This window comes from Corynebacterium sp. NPDC104732, from assembly GCF_055583565.1.
In genome coordinates, this window is record NZ_JBVJNS010000008.1 from 23,943 (window position 1) to 46,537 (window position 22,595).

General features: G+C 58.7%; 16 protein-coding genes, 3 tRNA genes and 2 pseudogenes. 5 read left to right on the top strand and 16 right to left on the bottom strand.

Going from position 1 to position 22,595, the window contains the following annotated elements; genetic code table 11:
* Positions 1-110 precede the first annotated feature (110 nt).
* Positions 111-1,297: pseudogene (locus ACZ6ZO_RS07260) on the top strand (IS1249 family transposase).
* A 178-nt stretch (positions 1,298-1,475) separates the two neighbouring features.
* Here the strand turns inward: ACZ6ZO_RS07260 and ACZ6ZO_RS07265 are convergent.
* Positions 1,476-1,548: transfer RNA gene (locus ACZ6ZO_RS07265), tRNA-Glu, on the bottom strand.
* An 839-nt stretch (positions 1,549-2,387) separates the two neighbouring features.
* Here ACZ6ZO_RS07265 and ACZ6ZO_RS07270 point away from each other — a divergent pair.
* Complete coding sequence (locus ACZ6ZO_RS07270; protein ID WP_465291635.1) at positions 2,388-2,765, top strand: hypothetical protein; 378 nt, start codon at positions 2,388-2,390, stop codon at positions 2,763-2,765.
* Here ACZ6ZO_RS07270 and ACZ6ZO_RS07275 read toward each other — a convergent pair.
* The gene (locus ACZ6ZO_RS07275) at positions 2,762-4,846 is read right to left on the bottom strand and encodes an MMPL family transporter (RefSeq protein WP_465291637.1); all 2,085 of its coding nucleotides are present in this window, start codon (positions 4,844-4,846) and stop codon (positions 2,762-2,764) included. The genes ACZ6ZO_RS07270 and ACZ6ZO_RS07275 overlap by 4 nt on opposite strands.
* A 99-nt stretch (positions 4,847-4,945) precedes the next feature.
* Entirely contained in the window at positions 4,946-6,520 is a 1,575-nt protein-coding gene (locus ACZ6ZO_RS07280; RefSeq protein ID WP_465291639.1) for an SLC13 family permease, read from the bottom strand.
* A 371-nt stretch (positions 6,521-6,891) separates the two neighbouring features.
* Between ACZ6ZO_RS07280 and ACZ6ZO_RS07285 the strand changes: the two genes are divergently transcribed.
* Entirely contained in the window at positions 6,892-7,407 is a 516-nt protein-coding gene (locus tag ACZ6ZO_RS07285) for a hypothetical protein (RefSeq protein WP_465291641.1), read from the top strand.
* 234 nt (positions 7,408-7,641) lie between these two features.
* Positions 7,642-8,828: pseudogene (locus ACZ6ZO_RS07290) on the top strand (IS1249 family transposase).
* A 185-nt stretch (positions 8,829-9,013) separates the two neighbouring features.
* On the opposite strand, the gene ACZ6ZO_RS07295 reads toward ACZ6ZO_RS07290, so the two are convergent.
* The 3 genes from ACZ6ZO_RS07295 to gltX all read right to left on the bottom strand — a co-directional run bounded on the left by ACZ6ZO_RS07295 (position 9,014) and on the right by gltX (position 10,749).
* A tRNA-Glu gene (locus ACZ6ZO_RS07295) sits at positions 9,014-9,086 on the bottom strand.
* 17 nt (positions 9,087-9,103) lie between these two features.
* Positions 9,104-9,175 (bottom strand) — tRNA-Gln (locus ACZ6ZO_RS07300).
* 98 nt (positions 9,176-9,273) lie between these two features.
* Entirely contained in the window at positions 9,274-10,749 is a 1,476-nt protein-coding gene (gltX, locus tag ACZ6ZO_RS07305; protein WP_465291643.1) for a glutamate--tRNA ligase, read from the bottom strand.
* Here gltX and ACZ6ZO_RS07310 point away from each other — a divergent pair.
* Positions 10,748-11,863, top strand: coding sequence for an isochorismate synthase (locus ACZ6ZO_RS07310; protein WP_465291645.1), 1,116 nt, complete (start codon positions 10,748-10,750; stop codon positions 11,861-11,863). The two genes, gltX and ACZ6ZO_RS07310, sit on opposite strands and share 2 nt — an antisense overlap.
* On the opposite strand, the gene ACZ6ZO_RS07315 is transcribed toward ACZ6ZO_RS07310, so the two are convergent.
* The 10 genes from ACZ6ZO_RS07315 to serA form a co-directional block, all read right to left on the bottom strand.
* On the bottom strand, positions 11,831-12,385 hold the full coding sequence (locus tag ACZ6ZO_RS07315; RefSeq protein ID WP_465291647.1) for a class I SAM-dependent methyltransferase: 555 nt from the start codon (positions 12,383-12,385) through the stop codon (positions 11,831-11,833). The two genes, ACZ6ZO_RS07310 and ACZ6ZO_RS07315, sit on opposite strands and share 33 nt — an antisense overlap.
* 64 nt (positions 12,386-12,449) lie before the next feature.
* Positions 12,450-13,628 carry a hypothetical protein gene (locus tag ACZ6ZO_RS07320; RefSeq protein WP_465291649.1) on the bottom strand — a complete coding sequence of 393 codons (1,179 nt, stop codon included), beginning with the start codon at positions 13,626-13,628 and terminating at the stop codon, positions 12,450-12,452.
* A 9-nt stretch (positions 13,629-13,637) separates the two neighbouring features.
* Positions 13,638-14,174, bottom strand: a complete 537-nt coding sequence (locus ACZ6ZO_RS07325; protein ID WP_465291651.1) for an RNA polymerase sigma factor — start codon at positions 14,172-14,174, stop codon at positions 13,638-13,640.
* A 15-nt stretch (positions 14,175-14,189) separates the two neighbouring features.
* Positions 14,190-14,633 carry a hypothetical protein gene (locus tag ACZ6ZO_RS07330; RefSeq protein ID WP_465291653.1) on the bottom strand — a complete coding sequence of 148 codons (444 nt, stop codon included), beginning with the start codon at positions 14,631-14,633 and terminating at the stop codon, positions 14,190-14,192.
* A gap of 392 nt (positions 14,634-15,025) precedes the next feature.
* Complete coding sequence (locus ACZ6ZO_RS07335) at positions 15,026-15,817, bottom strand: fumarylacetoacetate hydrolase family protein (RefSeq protein ID WP_465291655.1); 792 nt, start codon at positions 15,815-15,817, stop codon at positions 15,026-15,028.
* 18 nt (positions 15,818-15,835) lie between these two features.
* Positions 15,836-16,411, bottom strand: coding sequence for an exonuclease domain-containing protein (locus tag ACZ6ZO_RS07340; protein ID WP_343160026.1), 576 nt, complete (start codon positions 16,409-16,411; stop codon positions 15,836-15,838).
* On the bottom strand, positions 16,408-18,258 hold the full coding sequence (locus ACZ6ZO_RS07345) for a DUF294 nucleotidyltransferase-like domain-containing protein (protein ID WP_465291657.1): 1,851 nt from the start codon (positions 18,256-18,258) through the stop codon (positions 16,408-16,410). The genes ACZ6ZO_RS07340 and ACZ6ZO_RS07345 overlap by 4 nt, the downstream gene beginning before the upstream one ends.
* Positions 18,259-18,267: 9 nt before the next feature.
* Entirely contained in the window at positions 18,268-19,275 is a 1,008-nt protein-coding gene (locus ACZ6ZO_RS07350; protein ID WP_343160056.1) for a 3-isopropylmalate dehydrogenase, read from the bottom strand.
* A 51-nt stretch (positions 19,276-19,326) separates the two neighbouring features.
* Entirely contained in the window at positions 19,327-20,400 is a 1,074-nt protein-coding gene (locus ACZ6ZO_RS07355; RefSeq protein WP_465291659.1) for a GTP-binding protein, read from the bottom strand.
* 441 nt (positions 20,401-20,841) lie between these two features.
* Complete coding sequence (gene serA, locus ACZ6ZO_RS07360; RefSeq protein WP_465291661.1) at positions 20,842-22,437, bottom strand: phosphoglycerate dehydrogenase; 1,596 nt, start codon at positions 22,435-22,437, stop codon at positions 20,842-20,844.
* Positions 22,438-22,595 lie beyond the last annotated feature (158 nt).

Genomic DNA, 22,595 nt, shown 5'->3' on the forward strand with positions numbered 1-22,595 from the left:
GCGTGTAAACAGTTGTTTTATATTGCTTGAGGTCTTATAAACACACAATCCTCGTTCAATACCGCGATTGATACCGCACCTGTGCTAGCAGGTGCGGTTACCTATCTCAGGTGAATAAGAACCGACCCCGATGCCCCATCTGCCAGGGACAATGCAAGAAAAACGGCACCACCAGCACAGGCACCACAAGATGGCGATGCACAACCTGCGGCGCCTCCACCACCAAATCCAGACCGGACCTCACACAGGCAGCAAACTTTAGGGCCTTCCATAGCTACGCTATCGGGCAGCGATCCTTGACAGAAATAGGCGCCGATCAGGGATGCGATCGCCGGACACTTCAGCGGCGCTTCCACACGTTCTGGCTCATCGATATCCCCTGTGCCCCTGATCCCCACCGCGTCTATGACCAGGTGTTCATCGACGCCACCTACACACAAGCAGGCTGCCTACTCATCGCATCCACCCTTGACCATGTGTTGTGCTGGCACTGGGACAAAAGAGAAACCACCGCTGCCTACACCGCTCTACTCAAGCAACTCGCCCCACCGCTGTGCGTAGTCCTTGACGGTGGCCAAGGCGCCTACAGTGCCATTAAAACCTGCTGGCCAAAAACGAAAATCCAACGCTGCCTCGTTCATGCTCAACGCGTGATCCGTAGGTACACCACTAGCCGTCCCCGCACCGACGCCGGCAAAGCAATCTACGCCCTTGCCCTGACACTGACCACGATCACGACCGTAGAGCAAGCCGCCGACTGGACCGCACGCTTGCATGAATACGGGCAGCTCTACCACGACTTCCTCAATGAAAAGACCATCCTGCCCAAGGAGAGAAACCCAAACGGCGACGCGTGGGAATACACCCACATCCGTGTGCGCAAGGCCTACAACTCCCTGATGCACCTGCACCGCAAGAAATGGCTGTTCACCTTTCTACAACCGCCGAAAAGCGCACTACATCCACACCGGTGGAAAGCCACGACCAACAGCCTGGAAGGCGGCATCAACGCACAACTAAAACTCCTCGCGCGCCTGCACCGAGGCAGGGGCGGGGAGAGACAACGAAGAATGATCGAATGGTGGCTTCACTTAAAAAACGCAACTGCCTGACGATCCACTAGACATCGCCAGGCAGCAACGCTTCGGTCAAGACGCACTCGCCAAAGTCACCGCCTTGACCCAACCAAACGAAAGCCAAGCAAACCAAGAAACAGGCCGACCAGCTCTCTTGCGACAACGCTATCCCAACCGAGTACCAACACAACATCGGTATACAAAAAGGCACCCTCGGCTAAACGCAAAAGTGTCCAGCCGACGACACGCCGACCGGACACACTTTTTGTCCCTTAACCCGGAAACGCTTCCCGGGTTTCACACAACAAAAGAGGATTAACCCCTTAAAACCACCAAAAAGAAAGCCCAAGCAAAAAGCAGCCAGCGTAAAACCCAGCTGACTGCTTTTCTTAAAGTGAGTACCCCGTACGGGATTTGAACCCGTGTTACCGGCGTGAGAGGCCGGCGTCCTAGGCCGCTAGACGAACGGGGCTTGTTCGTTGCTGTAACGGACTAGGAAATAGTAAACGCCCACGCCTTGTTAAAACAAATCTGCAGGTTAAACACCTTTTTCGCTAGCTCACAACATGGAAGTGCCCCGCCTTGTCGGGCGGGGTTTCCTTTCGATAACGCATTGGCCTGTCATTGAACGTGGGCCACAACTTAGGTCGGCGTCTGGGTGGAAGTTTCGCTTGCCCCCTCTTAGTGGCGGGGACAACGTCCACTGGATCTCTGTAGGGAATAAGGTGCCGAGTGTGCGCTCAACGAGCCGTTGATGCGGACGATCTGCTCATGCACTTTCCTTCTGGTAGCTCCACCTTCGCGCATTTCTGACGCATTCTCGAAGGATTGGATTATGGCTGTGCACGCTTTACAGAAGGTGCGACGGCAGTGCGTCGGATGTCTTTCGCCTCTACCATTCACTCTCCTATCTATGTTGGGTGCTCTTGCTATACAACGTTGTATACCAGCAGCATATGCCCCTTTTAACGCTATGGGAAGGGTTTGTGAAAAGTTGCATTTCCCAGTGGTTATGACCAGTTTTTCACTCTTTTTCCATTCCGCAGACAGCGGGCAACTCACCCGTTAGAATATTTCAGGCGTGGCTTAACGATGCCATCCCCAGATATCCTGGCGCCCATGAGAGCACCCCTTGGTTTAGTTTTAGTTGGCTTGCTTGCTGGCTGCGCCAGTAACCCAGAGCCTGCGTCGTCCCCTGCCCCTTCACCATCTGCCGTCACCTCGACAGCTACCGCTACGCAAACAGTTTCGGTGACTGTGACACCGTCCGCCCCCTCGGCGCCGGCTACGTCCGCGTCTTCAGCTCCCCCTGTGGCTGCTGCTCGGAACCCGTCCGGGCTTACGCCGGCCCAGGAGCAGCTGCAAGCCGAGTTATCGAAAGGCGCCGTACCGGGAGATACGGTCCACGTCAATGGAGTTGCCTCTAGTTTGTGCACTCAGGGCGACGGTTACGGGCTAAGAATGGTGTCTGTGGGCCCAAATACTTCCTGCGATTTCGGGCTTAATGTGATGGGCGCGCTAGCAAGCGGCCTCAACTCGAGGTACGACAACGTTAAGGATGCGTTGAAACCCACCGTAGAGGTGCGCAGCCCCGTTACCGACCAGATGTATACCATGAAATGTTCGCTCGATGAGAGCAGCATCATCACATGCTCTGGCGGTAACAACGCTGTCGTGTACCTGTACTAGCGCGCAGCCACACCTGGTTTGCTAGGCAGCAGGGCACGATCCCCTAGCAGGGATACGATCGCCGGCACCATGAGTGGCCGGATGATGAACGTATCGATCAAAATTCCGAGCATCATGGCCATGCCGAACTGATACAGTTCGCGGATTGGTTGTGTCATGAGGACAGCGAAAGTCGCAGCAAGAATTAGACCTGCCGAAGAGACAACACCGCCCGTTGTAATGATGGCCCTTCGCATCGCTTCCACCATCGTTTTGTCGTGCAGTTCTTCCCGCAGTCGAGCCATCACAAAAATGGTGTAGTCCACGCCGAGAGCGGTGAGGAACACCAGCACGTACACGGGAACGAAGCTGCCGTATCCTGTGTCGCCTTGAACGTTAAGAGCGATGAATGCAACAAGTCCCAACGTTGCTGCGAAGGACAGGGCCAGGGTCGCAATTAGGTACAACGGCGCAAGCCAGGAACGTAGGAGTACGGCCAAAATGAGTCCGATGATCACGAAAATGAGTGGCACGAGCAGCAAGAAGTCGGCAGTGACCTCGTCCGCACTATCGCGGGCAATTGCTGTTTCACCTGAGCTTTCGACATCATATTGAGGCCCGGCAATCTCTTTTGCAGTATCGGTGGCACGATTCAGCAGATCGAATGCTTCGACCTCGTAGGGGTCTTCTTTGAGAACGATATCTACCCTAGCTACCGAGCCATCCTCAGAGACATCCTGGCGGGGGCTAAACGATGCGCGGCTCACGGCGTCGTCAAGCTGCTGTGGGAGTTTCTCGGCAACGGCGGCGGCCGCATCCCCTGCGTTCTGTCCGGTGATGACGAGGGTGGACGGCGCTATTTCACCTTTACCGAAGTCTTGCGCGATGACCTTTTGACCGGCAGCAGAATCAGTAGCTACGCGAAATCCGGACATGAGGTTGTAGGAAACCGCGTAGTTCATCAAACCGCAGCTCAGGACAATCATCAGGGCAACCGAGCCAGCAAGCACCGCCTTGGGCTTGTGGGAGGTTAGGTCCGCAACTTTGGTCCAAATCTTGGAGTCATGACCAAGTTCCGGCTTGGTTGGCCATAGCGCCGCACGCCCCGCGAGCACCATCAGGGCTGGCAGCAAGGTCAGAGAGGCGATCATTGCTGCGATCACCCCGAGCGCAAGATATGGGCCGAATCCGCGCAGCGCAGGAGATTGAGTCGCGAGCAGTGCCAACATGGCCGCCACGATAGTGCCAACGCTGGAAAGTAGTACGGGCAGGACGCGACGCATTGCCTGCACCATCGCAGCTCCCCCATCGCTGGTATCGCGCAGCTGCTCCCGCCATCGGGCGGTAATAATCAACGCGTAATCCGTACCAACGCCGAAAAGCAAAACTGTCATGATTGATGCGGTTTGGCTTGAAATCTCAATGAGCCCAGCGTCAGCTGCTAGCGCTCCGGTGGTCTGCGCCAAACGCATTGCCATCCCCACCGCAAACAGTGGCAGCAGCGCCATGAGTGGCGCGCGGTACACCGCTAGCAGAATCACAAGAACCAGCAGCACCGTAGCCAGCAGTAGCACCTTGTCGCCGCCAGCAAACACATTGACAGTATCGGTGACGATTCCCACTGGTCCAGTGACGTGCACTGGTGACTCATCGCTGGTGAGATCTGCCCCGTCGAACGCTTCACTTAGCTGCGCGCGGAGCGTTTTAATATCGTCACGATACTCAGTAGTAGTTGGGTCGCCCGTCACAGGCACGATCACCAAGTGAGTGTCGCCGTCGGCGCTGATTGCCTCCTGAGGGTTGGCTGGGACGCAGTTGGGTCCCGGGCGCTGACATGCAGCGCTAATCGACGGCCCGAAGCGGGAAGCCTCATCCCGCACCGAATCGATGGTGGCCAGGGCCTTGGCCACGTTTTCATCCCCGCCCCGGACCGTAAGGATCGCGGGAACCGCATCCGAGTCCGGGAAGTTTTCTTCTATGACCTGTTCAGCCTTAGTGGACGGTGCACTAGGGCCTGCGTCATTGTTACCTGGGGTTAGGACATCATCCAATGTGGGCGCTGTAATCGTCAACGCTCCGATCAGTACTATCCATCCGATCACGGTTAACAGTGCACGTCTACGCGTGCCATACAGCGCCTCAAACATTCGTTTCCTTTGTTCAACGGTGCGACGCGGTGTCGCACTGAGGCTAGTATACCCTTACACCACTAGTCCAAACACAGGTACAGCGAGTGCGTAAACCACAATGGTGGTCAGGAACACCGCGATGATGTTCAACCAGATACCGCCCTTGACCATGTCGCCGATCTTGACGTAGCCGGAACCGAAGGCAATCGCGTTCGGTGGAGTTGCCACTGGAAGCATGAATGCACAGGTAGCAGCGAGCGCTACCGGGATGGTGAGCAGCAGCACGTTGACGTCGCCACCATTTTCGGTCAGGCCGATACCCACAGCTACACCACCCATGATTGGGAGGAAGGCCGCTGCGGTAGCAGTGTTCGACGTGAACTCCGTCAAGATAAGCACCAGCGCCGCAACGCAAGCGATGATCAGAACCGTTGGCAGCACGGCCAGGCCAGAAGCCAGCTCACCGATCCACAGGGAAAGACCCGAGCTGGAGAACATCTTCGACAGCGCCAGGCCACCACCGAACAGCAGCAGCACGTCCCACGGCAAGGTGTTAGCCGTGGTCCAGTCCATCAAGCGTTCACCGGTTTTCGCGTTCGCAGGGATAAGGAACAGCATGATAGCTGCGGTCATACCGATCGCGGAGTCAGACAGCAGCAGGTTCGAGCCGGTCAGCTTCAGGATGAATGGAACGAAAATCCAGGACAACGCTGCAAGAAGGAACACACCCCCCACCATTTTCTCCTGCGCGGTAATGCCGCCCATGCCATCCAGTTCACGCTGGATAACTTCGCGGCCGCCCGGAATGTCATTCATCTCCGGCTTGAATACCGTCACCAGTGCGAGCCATGCGATCGCCATGAAGACCACTGCCAGTGGCACACCGACCAGCATCCATTTGCCGAAGCCAATGTGAATGTCATGGTTTTCTGCCATGTAAGCGACCAGCAGCGCATTTGGAGGAGTACCGATGATCGTGCCCAGGGAACCGATCGACGCGGAGTACGCAATGCCCAGCATCAGTGCGGTAGCGAAGTTCTTTTGTTCCTTGAAACCGCCGACGATGTCCGCGGTGAGCGCCAACACGGACATACCAATCGGCAGCATCACCACGGCGGTTGCGGTGTTAGACACCCACATGGACAAAAAGCCTGTTGCGATCATGAAGCCGGCGATCAGCTGCTTCGGTTTCGTTCCAACCGCCAGCACCACCACCAGTGCGAGCCGACGGTGCAGATTCCATTTCTGCATGCCCAGGGCAAGGATGAATCCAGACATGAACAGGAAGATGGTCGGCGAGGCGTATGGTCCAGAAACCTTACCGAACTCCTCCACCTGCAACACTGGGAAAATCACCAGAGGTACCAGAGCCGTTGCGGCGAGCGGAATAGCTTCCGTCATCCACCACGCCCCCATCAAAACCGCCGCAGCGGCTGTGATGCGCATAGCCTGTAGATCCGCAGTAGCTTCCGGATCAGAATTCAACACAATTTCGGCCGCGTTGCTGGGGAAAATAAAATATACCAGCAATGCCAAAACGACGCCGCCGATCAGGCCGGCTCGTTGTCGAGGCCATTCTCGGGCCGCTTGTTCAGGGCTATCGGTGGTCAGCCCCGCAAGTGACTCCGTGCGCACGTCCGAAGACACCTTCTCACTCCTTCCAATAGGCTGCATCCGTGAAAAACACAGCTCCTTGCTATCCAACTGTTACCTTAATCTAGGCACCCCACCTCTAATGAATTAGGCCACTAAATACACACCTCGCCCTACCCCGCTGCAAATGACGCAAACACCCACGAGCTGTGTAAGACCACGTTTCTTATCCCGTGAGCACCATGGTAAACCACGAGGTCAGGGGGAAAGGCACCACCTTTTTCAGGGGCGAAATGTTAAGCGCCTCAGTTTTTGTAAGGCCATAGTCTCTTCTTTGGCCCGTTACCCCTGCAACCCACAACCGGGGATTAGCAGAAAAATTGGTGTCCGTTCCCTGCCGTTACTACTGGCGTAAAGTTGATGGTATGAAACGGCTAACGATTCTTCTCCTGGCAGCGGCGTTGTCTGCATGTGGCCAAAATGAGCCACCGCCCCCCTCTGCTAGTGCCCCAACATCATCAGAAACCGTGGTTACCACCGTTACTGAGGTGTCCCAGGAGACACAGCTGGCAATGGCCTCCACCCCTCCTCCGGCTTCCTCCACTGAGGAGATCATGGATCAGCTTCGGAAGCATCCGGGTGTCGGCGCAACCATCACTATCAATAATCAAAAGTCCACGGTTTGCATCTACGGTGACGGTTTTGGACTCAAGATGGTGGCAGCGGGCGAGAATACCAGCTGCGAGTTCGCCAAGGCTGTGTCGCATGCCCAAACGGATGGCTTAAATGCCACCGAGCAGAATGTGCGCGACCACCTACAATCACCTGTCGATGTGATGAGCCCAGTGACGAACCAGCGTTACACCATGCACTGTTCGACGGCGCCAAACAAGCTCATTACCTGCTTGGGTGGCAATAACGCCACGGTGTTCATGTTCTAGCCGCGGATGCAAAAATTCCCACTTCACGAAAGTGAAGCGGGAATTAGTTGTACCCCTTATGCGACGCAATATAAGGTTAAGGGACAAAAAGTGTGTCTACTTTCCGTGGTAACACCTGCTCAGGGCGTGTAAACAGTTGTTTTATATTGCTTGAGGTCTTATAAACACACAATCCTCGTTCAATACCGCGATTGATACCGCACCTGTGCTAGCAGGTGCGGTTACCTATCTCAGGTGAATAAGAACCGACCCCGATGCCCCATCTGCCAGGGACAATGCAAGAAAAACGGCACCACCAGCACAGGCACCACAAGATGGCGATGCACAACCTGCGGCGCCTCCACCACCAAATCCAGACCGGACCTCACACAGGCAGCAAACTTTAGGGCCTTCCATAGCTACGCTATCGGGCAGCGATCCTTGACAGAAATAGGCGCCGATCAGGGATGCGATCGCCGGACACTTCAGCGGCGCTTCCACACGTTCTGGCTCATCGATATCCCCTGTGCCCCTGATCCCCACCGCGTCTATGACCAGGTGTTCATCGACGCCACCTACACACAAGCAGGCTGCCTACTCATCGCATCCACCCTTGACCATGTGTTGTGCTGGCACTGGGACAAAAGAGAAACCACCGCTGCCTACACCGCTCTACTCAAGCAACTCGCCCCACCGCTGTGCGTAGTCCTTGACGGTGGCCAAGGCGCCTACAGTGCCATTAAAACCTGCTGGCCAAAAACGAAAATCCAACGCTGCCTCGTTCATGCTCAACGCGTGATCCGTAGGTACACCACTAGCCGTCCCCGCACCGACGCCGGCAAAGCAATCTACGCCCTTGCCCTGACACTGACCACGATCACGACCGTAGAGCAAGCCGCCGACTGGACCGCACGCTTGCATGAATACGGGCAGCTCTACCACGACTTCCTCAATGAAAAGACCATCCTGCCCAAGGAGAGAAACCCAAACGGCGACGCGTGGGAATACACCCACATCCGTGTGCGCAAGGCCTACAACTCCCTGATGCACCTGCACCGCAAGAAATGGCTGTTCACCTTTCTACAACCGCCGAAAAGCGCACTACATCCACACCGGTGGAAAGCCACGACCAACAGCCTGGAAGGCGGCATCAACGCACAACTAAAACTCCTCGCGCGCCTGCACCGAGGCAGGGGCGGGGAGAGACAACGAAGAATGATCGAATGGTGGCTTCACTTAAAAAACGCAACTGCCTGACGATCCACTAGACATCGCCAGGCAGCAACGCTTCGGTCAAGACGCACTCGCCAAAGTCACCGCCTTGACCCAACCAAACGAAAGCCAAGCAAACCAAGAAACAGGCCGACCAGCTCTCTTGCGACAACGCTATCCCAACCGAGTACCAACACAACATCGGTATACAAAAAGGCACCCTCGGCTAAACGCAAAAGTGTCCAGCCGACGACACGCCGACCGGACACACTTTTTGTCCCTTAACCCCTTTTTGTCCCTTAACCCGACTTCTATGAGCGAGTCGCACATAGCTACGAAGAAAACGAGCCAGCCAGTGAAACATCACCAGCTGGCTCGTTTAATTATGAGCACGGTTTGTGTATCCGCGCAGTTGTACCCCGTACGGGATTTGAACCCGTGTTACCGGCGTGAGAGGCCGGCGTCCTAGGCCGCTAGACGAACGGGGCTTAGGTGATAACACCAGCTGGCCTACCAGGACTCGAACCTAGAATGAGGGTACCAGAAACCCTTGTGTTGCCAATTACACCATAGGCCAATGTTTTCCAGCACTTGCTGTGCTGTGCAACGAGGAATACTATAACCACAAGCGTGCGACCTGTACAAATCCGCAGGTCACACGCTTTGTTGTTGTGGTTATTCTGCGTTGTAAGGGGTCTGTTCCAGGCACTTACGGAGGCGGAACAGGGTGGATTCCTTGCCCAGCAGTTCCATGGATTCGAACAGCGGTGGGGATACGGCTGCGCCGGAGATGGCGACGCGGAGCGCGCCGTAGGCCTTGCGTGGCTTGAGTTCCAGGTCCTCGATGAGTGCCTTGGACAGGGCAGCTTCGATCGAAGCCGTATCAAAGGTCTCCAGCTCCGTAAGCACGGAAATGGCCACCTGGAGTGGCTGCACCGCGTCCTCTTTCAGGTTCTTGCGGGCAGACTTCTCGTCCAGCTCCAAGTCGGCGTCCGCAGTGAACAGGAATTTGACCAGGTCCCAGCCCTCGGAGAGGGTCTTGATGCGGGTCTGGGTCAGCGATGCCAGGAAGGCGAATTTCTCCGCGTCATAGGAAGCTGGGAAGGAGGTGTACTCCTCCAGGTAGGCACGGAATCGTGAAGCAAAATCCTCAGGAGACAGCAGGCGGATGTGGTCGGCGTTGATGGCGAGCAGCTTCTTTTCGTCGAAGCGGGCTGGGTTGGAGAGCACTTCCTTGATGTCGAAGTTGTCCACCAGCTGCTGTACCGTGAAGATGTCTTCATCGCCGGCGAGGGACCAACCCAGCAGTGCCAGGTAGTTCAGCATGCCTTCTGGGATGATGCCGGCGTCGCGGTGGTTGAACAGGTTGGACTGTGGGTCACGCTTGGACAGCTTCTTGTTGCCCTCCCCCATCACGAATGGCAGGTGGCCGAACTCCGGAGTAAAGGACGCCACACCGATCCGCTGCAGCGCCTCGTAAAGGGCAAGCTGGCGCGGGGTCGACGGCAGCAGGTCCTCACCGCGCAGGACGTGGGTAATACCCATGAGGGCATCGTCGACAGGGTTGACCAGTGTATACAGCGGTGCACCGTTGGAGCGGGCCACCACATAGTCCGGCTGGGTGGAGCCCTTGAAGGTGATCTCGCCACGGACGAGGTCGGTCCAGGTCCAGTCCTTGTCAGGCATGCGCAGGCGCCAGACTGGCTCGCGGCCCTCGGCCTTGAACGCTTCGATCTGTTCTTCGGTCAGGTCGCGGTCATAGTTGTCGTATCCCAGTTTCGGATCCTGACCAGCTGCCTTGTGGCGTTCCTCCACCTCGGCTGCCGTTGAGTACGCGGGATAAACCTCACCGGCGTCGATAAGCTTGCGCAACACGTCGGCGTAGATGTCCATGCGCTGCGACTGGCGGTATGGTTCGTGCGGGCCGCCCTTGACGACGCCTTCGTCCCAATCCATGCCCAGCCAGGTGAGCGAGTCAATGATGGCCTGGTAGCTTTCCTCGCTATCGCGTGCGGCGTCGGTGTCCTCAATACGGAAGATGAGCTTGCCGCCGGTGTGGCGGGCGTATGCCCAGTTGAACAGGGCGGTGCGCACCATGCCGACGTGCGGGGTACCAGTTGGGGATGGGCAGAAACGAACGCGTGTAGTCATGCTGGATAGTATAGAGCCTATGCGTCCGACCACTGCACCCGACTTCCTGCTTTCCCGCGCACATGGATCTGTACGCACCCAAGGATCGGTGCAAAGCTACACGGGCCCGTGGGAGGCTGTCGCCGCGCTCAAGGCCGGTGAGCATGACATGGTGGTGGGCGCGCTCCCCTTTTTGCGCGGTGCCCCGGCGGCGCTGACGGTGCCAGAAAAGATCATCCGTGAGGATGGCCCCCTGGAGCCACACGCTTACTACCGGGTGGGCCCTGGTTCTGAGCTGTCCGCGCAGGTGGCGGGCTTTGACCCTTCCCCTGGGGAGCATGAGGAGCGCGTCGCGGCGGCGGTGGGGACCCTGTCGCACACCCCGCTGGAGAAGGTGGTGCTCGCGCGCGCCGTGGACATCGACTTTGATTCCCCGGTAGATCCCCGCCTGGTGGCGGCTCGACTCATCGACAACTCCAGTCACTGCGACGGGTTCATCGCCGATCTGGGCCCCGTCGGCCGCGGCTTCCTGGTCGGCAGCTCCCCGGAGGTGCTGATTAAGCTGCAGGGCTCCACCGTCACGGCCTACCCGCTCGCCGGTTCTGCGCCGCGTAACGACGACCCGGTCCGCGATAACCTAGCCGGCGCTGACCTGCAGGCCAGCGCCAAAGACCTCGCGGAACACCGCTTTGTGGTCGAGCATCTGCTTCGGGCGCTGGAGCCAGTGTGTTCTTCCCTTTCTGCGCCATCCGTTCCAGAGTTAACCAAAACCGACGAGATGTGGCATTTGGCTACGCCGATCGTCGGCACGGTTTCTAAAGAGATGAACGCGCTGGAACTGGCCCTTTTGGTTCACCCCACCCCCGCAATCTGCGGCACCCCGGTCGATGCCGCCGAGGCGCTCATTGAGGCGGTGGAAACCCCGCGCGGTTTCTATGCCGGGGCTGTCGGCTGGTGCGACCGATCCGGCGACGGCGAATACATGGTGGCTATTCGCTGCGCGGAAGTGGCTCCCGACGGGCTCACTGCCCGGGCGTGGGCTGGTGGCGGGATCGTCTCCTCGTCAGATCCTGCCGCTGAGCTTGCGGAAACGGATGCGAAGCTACGCACCATCCTGCGCGCACTGGGCCTTTAGGACGAGATCATCCTTGTGATGCTTACCGTGGCCTTCACTCACGTGGCGTGCTTTCTTCTCCACGCTGATCTCCCAGTCTTCGCCAAGTAGCTCGCGCGCATTGTGCGGCATGAGGTAGTCCTCCGGCGCTTGGTGCTCCGGGAACTCGTGATGGAGCAGGACCAACGTCCCGCCCGGGTTCAAGGAGGCCTTGAGCTTCTCGCCCGCATCCTTGGCCAGCGGCACATAGCAGGCAACCACGAGGTCGAAGGTTCCGAGGTCTATCTCCTCAAAAGTTCCCACATGCAAGGAGGCCTCGGGGCATGCCTTCCCCGCGCGCTGGACCGCGGTCGGGGAGGGATCAATTCCGGTCACCTGCCAGCCCTGTTCGTGCAGCCATGCGAGGTCGGCGCCTTCGCCGCAGCCGATATCCAGGGCAGTGCCGGGTTCCCAGCCGGTGACCGTGGCTACCAGGTTTTCGTTGGGATTGCCGGACCAGACCTGTTCTTTGGATGCGTAAAGCTCTTCAAAGTGTTGACTCATGACCTAACAATAGCTGGTGTGTCAGGTCACGAGCCTTGGGGATGGAACGTCGATAAGCCCGGCGCTATTGGGCGCAGCCTATATCGAAGCTTTCCTGCTGCTCGGAATACTTTGGCTTTTGCTCCCCGTACGTGACGTTGAGCTTGTTGTACACATCCAGGTTGTAGCCGCAGTTTCGCTTCTCTCTGACGGTGACAGTAACTGGGTACTGTTTCTGCTCAGCCTCGGCGCAGCTCGGGTCGCAATCATTGACCCATGCGTTGCCTCGTCCCTGGGCTTCTGGGGCGTTCCAGTTGTCCCAAGTGAGGTCGGTGAGCAGGTAATTGCCGTCGGCGCAGGCGAGGCTGACGCTCTCTGGCGCTCCCTGCTCAACAATGTTCACGCAACCCAGCAACCCTGCTGCCTGGACAGTGGTGGTTACCCCAGGGGCGATGAGGTTCTTCACTTCAATGAGCCGCCCGGAGGCTGGGAGCAAAGACATCTCCAGGCCATCTCCCTTGCGCTCAATGGTGACCACTTCATCGTTGGACAGCGCTTCCGTGGCCGGCTTCTTCGCCACCTTGTTGCCGGGCAATTCAGCGAGCATCCGGTAGAAGGCTTGCGTGGCCTCGGCATTGACGCCAGGCAGCATGAGGAATTCCAGGATGCCTCGCGCGGTGTCGTCGCCGTAGTGCTCGGCAACAATCTGCGCCAGTTTCCCGTTATCACCCGCAGCGATGTTCGCTTCCGCCACCATAGTGAGCGGTTCGCCATTGTGCGACTGCAACTGCTGTGCAAAAGTGCTCAGCTCGTTGCTGATAGGTCCCGGACTCGTTGCTACCTCGACCCGCAGCACGTTCGATGCATCGATTTTCATCGAGGTAGTCACCTCACCGCTGTTGTCTGCGTCCACGCGGCGCTGGAATTGTTGCCCGGTGATTCCTACCTCGGCCAAATCTGGGGCGCTCGCTGCGGCTTCGCTGGCCTGGAGGAGTACTTCCTGCGCATCGGCGGGCTGCGGGCTCAGCATTGGAACGGCCACGACGCTAGCCAGGACGAGCGCCGAGGCTGCGACAAGCACCGGCCACAGCCTCTTTACTCTTCGCGACGCCACATTCTCTGAAGCCTCGTCGCCGAGGATTTTCTTAAGGGTCTGTTCTTGGACCTGCTGTTGCTCGCTGGTGAGTTCTTCGTCTGGGACTGGATTGTGTTGACGCAGCAGTTTCAGGGCTCGGTGCTGCGCCAAATCATCGTTGGAAGTCATGATTGGGACCTACTGCTCTTTTCGTTGTTTATGGTGTTGCTCTGTCAATGCCTCGTTTAATGTCTTAGTGAGTCGGGCGCGAGCCCGGTGCAGCCGAACACGTGCCGCACCTGCTGATACCCCCAGCACTGCGCCAAGGTCAGCGCCCTCTAAGTCTTCCCACGCACTTAGTAACAGGATCTCGCGATCCTTTTCGTGCATGGTTTTCAGTGCCGCGGCAATGTCAAGGGCCTGATCTACCGCGTCGTTTTTGTCTGCGTGCTGCACAACATTATGTTCCAACGCCTGCATGGCTTCTTGGTCGTGGCCTCGGCTGCGATAGAACTCCAGCACCACATTGCGGGAGATTCCGTACAGCCAGGCCAAGGGGGTTTTAGCTCGCCACAGGTCGCTGCGCTTTCGCCACGCCCTGGTAAACACTTCAGCAGTGAGATCGGGGGCAGCACCTTCGTCGGTACGGCGACGCATATACGTCAGCACCTTCGGATACGTCTCGCGGTAAATCCTGGTGAAACGCGCAGCGTCTGATAACTCTTCTGAATTCACGTAACCCTAACTGTCTTACTTGAACTCTTCCAGGAGAGCTTCGCTACCGGCTCCGTGTGCATTCATTTCGTCGATTCGGACTGTGCTTTCCGCTCCCGACGAGTCACACGTCACCGTCACATAGTGTGGATCATTTGGATCGGACGGTTGAACATCTGCTGGCAGTTCCAAGGTGCCGAGCAGGTTCGGCGAATCAGCTGCCGGATGCATGTCGCCGGACACACCAAAAGAGCTGGTGAACTTAGCTCCCGTATCCCCTTCCAGGCACGGAGAGATGACCGAGAGCTCAGCGAGAGGTGCAATGACACCATGCACCGCAAGCTCCACGGCTGGGGCAACTTTCTCCTCTTGCATAGTGCTGTCTGCTTCGGCTGGCTTCTGCCCACACGCGGACAATGCACACGCTGCCACCAGAGCAGCGCCTACTCCTGCTACCTTCTTGCTGGACATTGCAAACATGACGACCTTCTTTCTTAAGGACTCGTACTTTCGCTGTCATTAAGGTTGTGAGCCTGCGAAGACTTTTGTTACAGCTTGTTTCCCTTTTCGGTCTCCATGTTGCTTGCAATTTTTTTCAGGCGCGCAATTGCCTGGGTGCTGGAATCGATTGCAGGAGCGTTGACCCCGACATTACGCCCCCGAGGTTGCCCTGAAAATCCCCCCACCAGCCCGAACTTCGGGAGAGTAATGTCGGGGCGAAGATTGAGCAGCCATCACCCCAACCCAATACCGTGACAGCTAAGGCAAATGAGACGGTTGCGGCTCCTGTGGCGCAAAAACGCCCCCCTAACCCCCGCCCCCTAGCCGCACATGTGAGAAGGCGAAACACAAAAGGCCTTCTCAAATAAAACCTATGCCCGCTCGACTGGGTTCCCCAGCTTGCCGATACCCGGTACTTCGATCTCGATGAAGTCACCAGGGAACATTTCCTTGGTGCCAGCCGGAGAACCGGTGGTGACAACATCGCCTGGCAGCAGCGTCATGGAGGCGGTGATCATCTCCAGGATTTCGCCAAAGGTTTTGATCATCTGGTTGGAGTTGGAGTCCTGTGGCGTGGTGGTCTCGTCGTTTTGCGTCAGGTGCGCCTTGATGGAGATGTTGTCGAACTCGAACTTGGACAGGTCGGTTTCGATCCAGGGGCCCATCGGTGCGAAGGTGTCGATGCCCTTGGCGCGTGCCCACTGGCCGTCGGCGAACTGCAGGTCGCGGGAGGAGACATCGTTGAGGATGGTGAAGCCGAGCACGTAGTCCTGCCAGTCTTCTGCCTTGACGTTCTTGCATGGGCGGTTAATCACCATAGCCACTTCGCCCTCGAACTCGACCTTGGTGGCAAAGTCAGGGATCTTGATGGCGTTACCAGGGCCGACGACCGCGGTGGAAGGCTTGATGAAGATGGTGGGAGGCAGGGACTCTGCACTCTTTTTGAACACCTCGGCTACGTGGTCGGCGTAGTTACGGCCGAGTGCCACGATCTTGCCTGGCAACATTGGGGCGAGCAGGCGCACCTCTGAGAGGGGCCACTCTTTACCGGTGTAAGTTGGGGCCTCAAATGGGTGCCCGGCAATCTGCTTGGCGGTGGTTCCTTCGTCGTCAATGACGCAAAAGGTCATTCCTTCTGGGGTGGCAATTCGTCCAATACGCATAGGTGAATCATACACATCTCACGGCTGCAGGTTGCTTAAGCTACCTAAGGAATATTTCTTTATCAGACACAGATACAGTTCCGCGCAGGCCAGGGCATCGGTTAGTGCGTTGTGCGAACGGTAGTTGGGGAGCTCGTACCGGGCTCGGATGCGTGGAAGTCGCAGGTCCTCGCCGCGTGGGTAGGTTCCCATGCGTTCCATATGGCGGCGTTCGAGTGCGAAGGTATCCACGATGTCGGGCTTAAAGGAACGTCCTAGTGCATGGCGGAGGAAGTCTCGTTCGATGCTGGCGTAGTGCGCGAGCATCACTCGCTCCCCCAGCGCCTCCTGAAATACCGGGAGTACCTCAGACAGGGGGACCCCGGCGGCGAGGGCGTCGTCGGTAAGCCCGTGGATACTCACGCTGGAGCTGACGTCAGCGGTGTCGGAGATGACGAAGTAACCGGCCCCGGAGAGGTCGATGACGTCGCCGTTGACGGGCACCCAACCGATGGACAGAATTTTGTCGCGTCCGGGTTTAAGTCCCGTGGTTTCGATGTCCACGGCGAGGAGCTGCAGGTCCGCCACTGCGGGGTTTGGCTTGAACAGTCTCATATGCTGCGCACCGGGAATTTCGTGGTCAACGCGGTCTGAATGGACTTGATCACCTGGAAGGCGTCGCGCAGATGCTCGCGGTCAAGCTTTCCGAGCGAGCTTGGGTCAACATGGTAACTCGCTTTCTGCCCGGAGCGGATTTGATCCGCCTGCCAGCGTAGGGACATGGTGAAGAGGAATTCGTAGGCGTCGATAAGGTCGCTTGCCCCCTGCTGGGAGACCGCCTTCCCCGCGACCGCACGCAGCCGATCGATCGTACCTACCTCAGGCGCGCCGGAAGCCAGCGCAAACAGTCGGCCCATCTGCACCACCGCCGCAATCCCACCCTTTTTCACATCGAGTGTGTGTGCATACTCCCCCGAGCGGTCCAGCACGAAGCCGCGGAAAAATCCCAGGGGTGGTTCCCGGCGCGCGGCGAGGGCGGCCAGGTGCGCGTGCATACGGCCAGCTCCCTGTGCCATCTCGACGGCAGCTGCATGGACTTCTTCCGCCAGTTCCAGCGAACCGTAAATTCCTCGGAAGTCGAAGAAGGTTTGGGCGTGCAGCAGGGCGTCGGGCTCGGGCGCGGTGATCCAGGTGCGGAATTTTGCCACCCATTCGGTCACCGTCATGCGCCATTGCGGGTTCATTGCCATCATGTCCCCTGGGCACAGCGCCTGGCCTGCTTTGTCCAGGCCGGTGCACACGAACTGGCTCAGCTGCTCAAAGTAGGCGCCGTGTTCGGCTTCGTTGTAGGAGTCGGACAGGACGAGGCAGTTGTCCTGGTCGGATGCCAAGCCCATGCCGCGGCGTCCTTGTGAGCCGACCACAACGAAGCAGTAGGGTACGGGGGCGGGGCCGATTTTTTCCTCGCCGAGCTGCAGCAGCCTGCGTGCCAGGGCGTCGGCGGCGACGGTGAGCAGCGCGGTCACTTCCTCAGCGGATGCTCCGCGTTCGATGAAGCGCACCGCCACGTCAGCGGCATTGGAATAGACTTCCCCGAGCTCTTCGGGGGTGTTCCTGCGGGACAGGTCGGCGGTGAGGTAGATCGGGTCATGGCGCAGCAGCCGCATAATGTCGGCGGAGGCGACGATACCGACGAGCACGCCACTATCGACGACCGGTAAGTGGTGAATCCCCCGCTCTGCCATCATCAGCATGGCCTCAAAGGCGAGTGTTTCCGGGGTGGCGGTGATGGGATCCGGAGTCATGATCGCTTCTACTGGGCGCTGAATATCCCCACCGGTTGCCACGAGTTTGCGCAGGTCGCGATCGGTGATGATGCCTTCCAGGTGGGCTCCCGGCGCGATGAGGAGCGAGGATACGTTTTTCTGCTGCATGAGTGCAGCTGCTTCCTGGATGGTGGAGCCGGGGGCGATCTGGGCTGGTTCGGGGATCATGAATTCGCCGAGTTTGGTGCGGAGCACGTCGGCGCTGGAGCTGTCGCGGAGCTGGTTCGCCGCCGCGCGGATACGCGCACTTTGGGTGGCGTAGTGGCTGCGGAACAGGGGGTGCGTTTCGGCGACTTCCAGGAAGGGTTCGCGGGGCAAGCGCAGCAGCAGACTGTCTTCCACGGCGATCATCGTGTAGAGCGAGTCTGAGTCCTCGGGCAAGGTGGAGTATCCGAAGGAACGCCCTGCTTCCCGACGGTCCAGCAGCACCCCATCCGCGTCCAGCACGTCGATCGCGCCGGAGCGGATCACGTACATGTAGTGGTTTTTCTCCCCCGCGTTGAAGATGACGTCGCCCCGGCGTGCGTAGGTCATGTCCATGCGCGCCGGGAGCGAGGCCAGGGTGGCTTCGTCGAGTTCGGAGAAGGGAGCGAAAGAGCTCAGGAAATTCTGGATTTCCTCCAGTTCAACAGTCATGCCATGAGATTAAACGCTGGCGGCGATCCTGTCTCCGATTTCGGAAGTTTTTACTTCGGTGCGGGTAACCACGTCGGCTTCCACTGCCTTCTCGATGCGCTCGGCGTTCTCAACGTCGCCCAGGTGGCGCAGCATGAGTGCGGCAGACAGGATCGCTGCGGATGGGTCGGCGATGCCCTGGCCGGCGATGTCTGGCGCGGAGCCGTGAACCGGTTCGAACATGGATGGGTTGGTGCGGGTGGCGTCGATGTTTCCGGATGCTGCAAGGCCAATGCCGCCGGTGACGGCGCCGGCGAGGTCGGTGAGGATGTCGCCGAAGAGGTTGTCGGTGACGATGACGTCGTAGCGCTGCGGGTCGGTCACCATGTAGATGGTGGCGGCGTCGATGTGGTTGTATTCCACCGTGACTTCTGGGTATTCGGTGGCCACCTCGGCCACGGTGCGTTCCCACAGCCCACCGGCGTTGACCAGCACGTTGGTCTTATGCACGAGGGTCAGGTGCTTGCGGCGGGACATGGCGCGCTCGAACGCGTCGCGCACCACGCGCTCCACGCCGTAGCGGGTGTTTTGGGATACCTCGGACGCGACCTCGTGTGGCGTGCCGACGCGCAGGTTACCGCCGTTACCGCAGTACAGCCCTTCGGTGCCTTCGCGGACGACGACGAAGTCAATCTCACCGGGGTTTGCCAGCGGGCTTGTCGACGTCGGGTACAGCTTTGCCGGGCGCAAATTCACATGGTGGTCCAGCTGAAAACGCAGCTGCAGCAGCAGCCCACGCTCCAGCACTCCCGGGGGAACCTCGCCTGGTGCGCCGATGGCACCCAGCAAGATGGCGTCGTGTTCTTTCAAGGAATCCAGGTCGGCGTCGGTAAGCAGCTCGCCGTTTTTCAGGTAGCGGCGCGCGCCGAGGTCATATTCGGTGACCTCGATGTCATCGCGGACGGCGCGCAGCACCTTCAGGGCTTCGGCGGTGACCTCTGGGCCGATACCGTCGCCACCAATAACAGCAAGTTTCAACATCTGGGATTCCTTTCTCACTTCACGGGATAGAAGTGAGTGTAGCACGAATCAGCCCAACATGGCAGCTACTTCCCTATCCGTCAGAACCGCCTGCTCAAACGACTCCCGCACCGCATCACGATCAAAGCCCACACCAATCAGCACGATCTCCGACCCAGGGGTTTGCTCCACCTGCGCCCACAGCGCAGCCGGACGGATCTCCAGATTCGGCCCCGCCTGCTGCCACGACTGCACCACGGTCACATCATTGTCGATCCAGCAAAAGCCCTTGGAGCGCACCAAACCACGCGAAGACCGCAGCGCCTTGAGCAAACGATCCTTATTAAACGGGCGATCGCTGCGGAACACGAAGGAGGAAATGCCATATTCCTCCGTCTCCGGGGTGTGCGGGGTAGCCATCTCCTCCACAAACCCCTCATAGGTGCGGGCGGTTACCTCGTTGTAGAGCCGGGAATCCAGCACCAGCTCCAAGTCCACCTCACCATGAGAGACGCGGACAATCTTCGCCCGCGGGTTCATAGCCCGCACCGTCTGGATCACCTTTTCGGTCTCAGTTTCCCCAGCAATATCAGACTTGGTAATCAAAATGAGGTCGGCAAACTCCACCTGGTCCACCAGCAAGTCGGACACCGTGCGCATATCGTCCTCGGTGGCGGCGCGGTCGGCGTCGGCAAGCTTTTCGCCCTTGCGGAGCATCGGAAGGAAGGAGGAAGCATCGACCAAGGTCACCATGGAGTCAATCGCCGCGATGTCTCCCAAACGGAAACCATCCTCGAAGGTCCAGTCAAAGGTGGCAGCGACTGGCATCGGCTCGGAAATACCCGTCGACTCGATGACCACCTGGTCATACTTGCCTGTCTTAGCAAGCTCAGTCACCGATTCAATGAGATCCTCGCGCAGCGTACAGCAAATGCAGCCGTTGGACAGCTCCACGAAGCGATCCTCGCCGCGCGTGAGCTGGCCCTCCCCCTCCACGAGCGCCGCATCAATGTTGACCTCGGAGAAATCATTGACGATCACCGCAATCTTCCGCCCCTCGCGGTTCGCGAGGATGTGATTCAGCAACGTCGTCTTACCAGCGCCAAGAAAGCCACTCAAAACAGTAACGGGAATTGTTTTCATGAGTGGTAATGGTAAAGGTTTCTAGCAACTGGGGCAAATGCTGTTATCTGGTTTGGCTGAGGCTCCAGCTGCCAGAGCCGGAGCCTTGTTGGGTTATTTATGCGTTGCCCCCGACATTACCCTCCCGAAGTTCGGGCTCGTGGACGCATTTTTGGAGCAACCTCGGGGGCGTAATGTCGGGGTCAAGCTTCCAGCGGGACGAAACGGCAGCCACAACGCCTGACATGCCCGATTCCGAGATCCCCGGGAAGCAAAACTCGGATCTCGGAAGAAAAACATTCAAATAGCAAATTTGCAGCCTGAAAAGTTACCGAAACCCGGGTTATGCTTCCCGGGTTTTGCCCAAAAGAGGCCCCTAAAACAGGCCCCAAAAAGGGGCCACAAAAGGGCCCCTAAAACAGGCCCCAAAAGGGGCCACAAACCCAGTAAAAGCTGTACAGCCTAGTCCAGGTCAAGCTGGAACTTGCGTGCCCCTCCCAGAGACTCGCCGATTTCCTCGAACAGCTCTTCTGGGACTTCCTGGTTTACCCGCAGCACGAGGATCGCGCCGTTGGATTCCTGGTCCAGGGACATGGCGGCGGCTTCCACGTTGATGTTTTGTCCGCCCAGCAGGGTGCCAACTTTACCCAGTGCGCCTGGGGCGTCTGGGTAGAAGAGGAAGAGGTTGCGTCCGGTTGCACGCATGTCGATGCCACGCCTGTTGATGCGGACGATCTTTTCCTGGCGGTCCAGGCCGGTCAGGGCACCCACTACCGAGACCTTGGCACCATCGGCGGTGAAGGCGCGAACAACCACGGAGGAACGGTGGGTCGCGGACTCGGACGCGGTCTTCACCTTCAGTTCCACGCCACGCTGCTCAGCGAGCTGTGGGGCGTTCACGAAGGTGACCGGCTGGTCGGTCTGGCCAGAGAACAGGCCGCGCAGCGCGGCAAGTCCGAGGACCTCGACGTTCTCGGAGGACAGTTCGCCGCGGGCTTCAACCTCAATGGAAACTGGCTTGCCATCGGCCAGGTGGCCCACGACCGATCCCAGCTTGCGGGTGAGTTCCATCCACAGGGAAACTTCTTCGCCGACTCGGCCACCAGAGACGTTCACGGCGTCAGCCACGAACTCGCCAGCGAGCGCCTTGAGGACGGATGCTGCGACGTCGGTACCAGCGCGGTCCTGCGCTTCGACGGTGGAGGCGCCGAGGTGCGGGGTGACCACAACTTCTGGGCGGCCGTACAGCGGGGAGTCGGTGCATGGTTCGGTCTCGAAGACGTCAAAACCTGCGCCGCGGATGTGGCCGGATTCGATGGCGTCGGCAAGCGCCTGCTCGTCGACGAGGCCGCCGCGGGCGGCGTTGATGATGATCTGCCCCTTCTTTGCCTTGGACAGCAGCTCGGCGTCGAACATGCCGGCGGTTTCCTTGGTCTTTGGCAGGTGGATGGTAACGAAGTCAGCGCGAGACATCAGATCCTCCAGCTCAGTCAGCTCGACACCGAGCTGCGCTGCGCGGGCAGGGTTGGCGTAAGGGTCGTACGCGATGATGGTGGTCTCGAAGGCAGCCAGGCGCTGGGCAAACAGCTGGCCGATGTGACCGAAACCGACAATGCCGATGGTCTTGCCGTAAATCTCCACGCCCTTGAAGGAAGAGCGCTTCCACTCGCCCTCACGCAGCGAAGCGTCTGCCAGTGGGATTTGGCGCGCGGTGGACAGCAGCAAAGAGATAGCGTGCTCACATGCGGAGTGGATGTTGGAGGTTGGTGCGTTGCACACCATCACGCCACGCTCGGTAGCGGACTGGATGTCAACGTTGTCCAAGCCCACGCCCGCACGGCCGACGATTTTCAAGTTAGGTGCAGCGGCGAGCACCTCGGCGTCAACGGTGGTAGCGGAGCGCACCAGCAGGGCGTCTGCCTCTGGTACAGCAGCGAGGAGTTCGGCCCGGTTTGGACCATCTACCCAGCGAACTTCAACAGCATCTCCGAGCGCGTCAACGGTGGACTGCGCAAGCTTGTCGGCGATAAGAACTACAGGACGGTCATTCGAGGCCACGGATACATCTCCTGATGATGGAATTTGCCACGACACGCAGGCACGACCGCGTCGGCGTGAGGTGGGTTGGCACCGGCACACATTGGCGACAACTGGTTGAATAGTTTAGCCATAGATGCCCGAAACCAACCCGTCGCCCCACGAAAACAGGGGTAGCT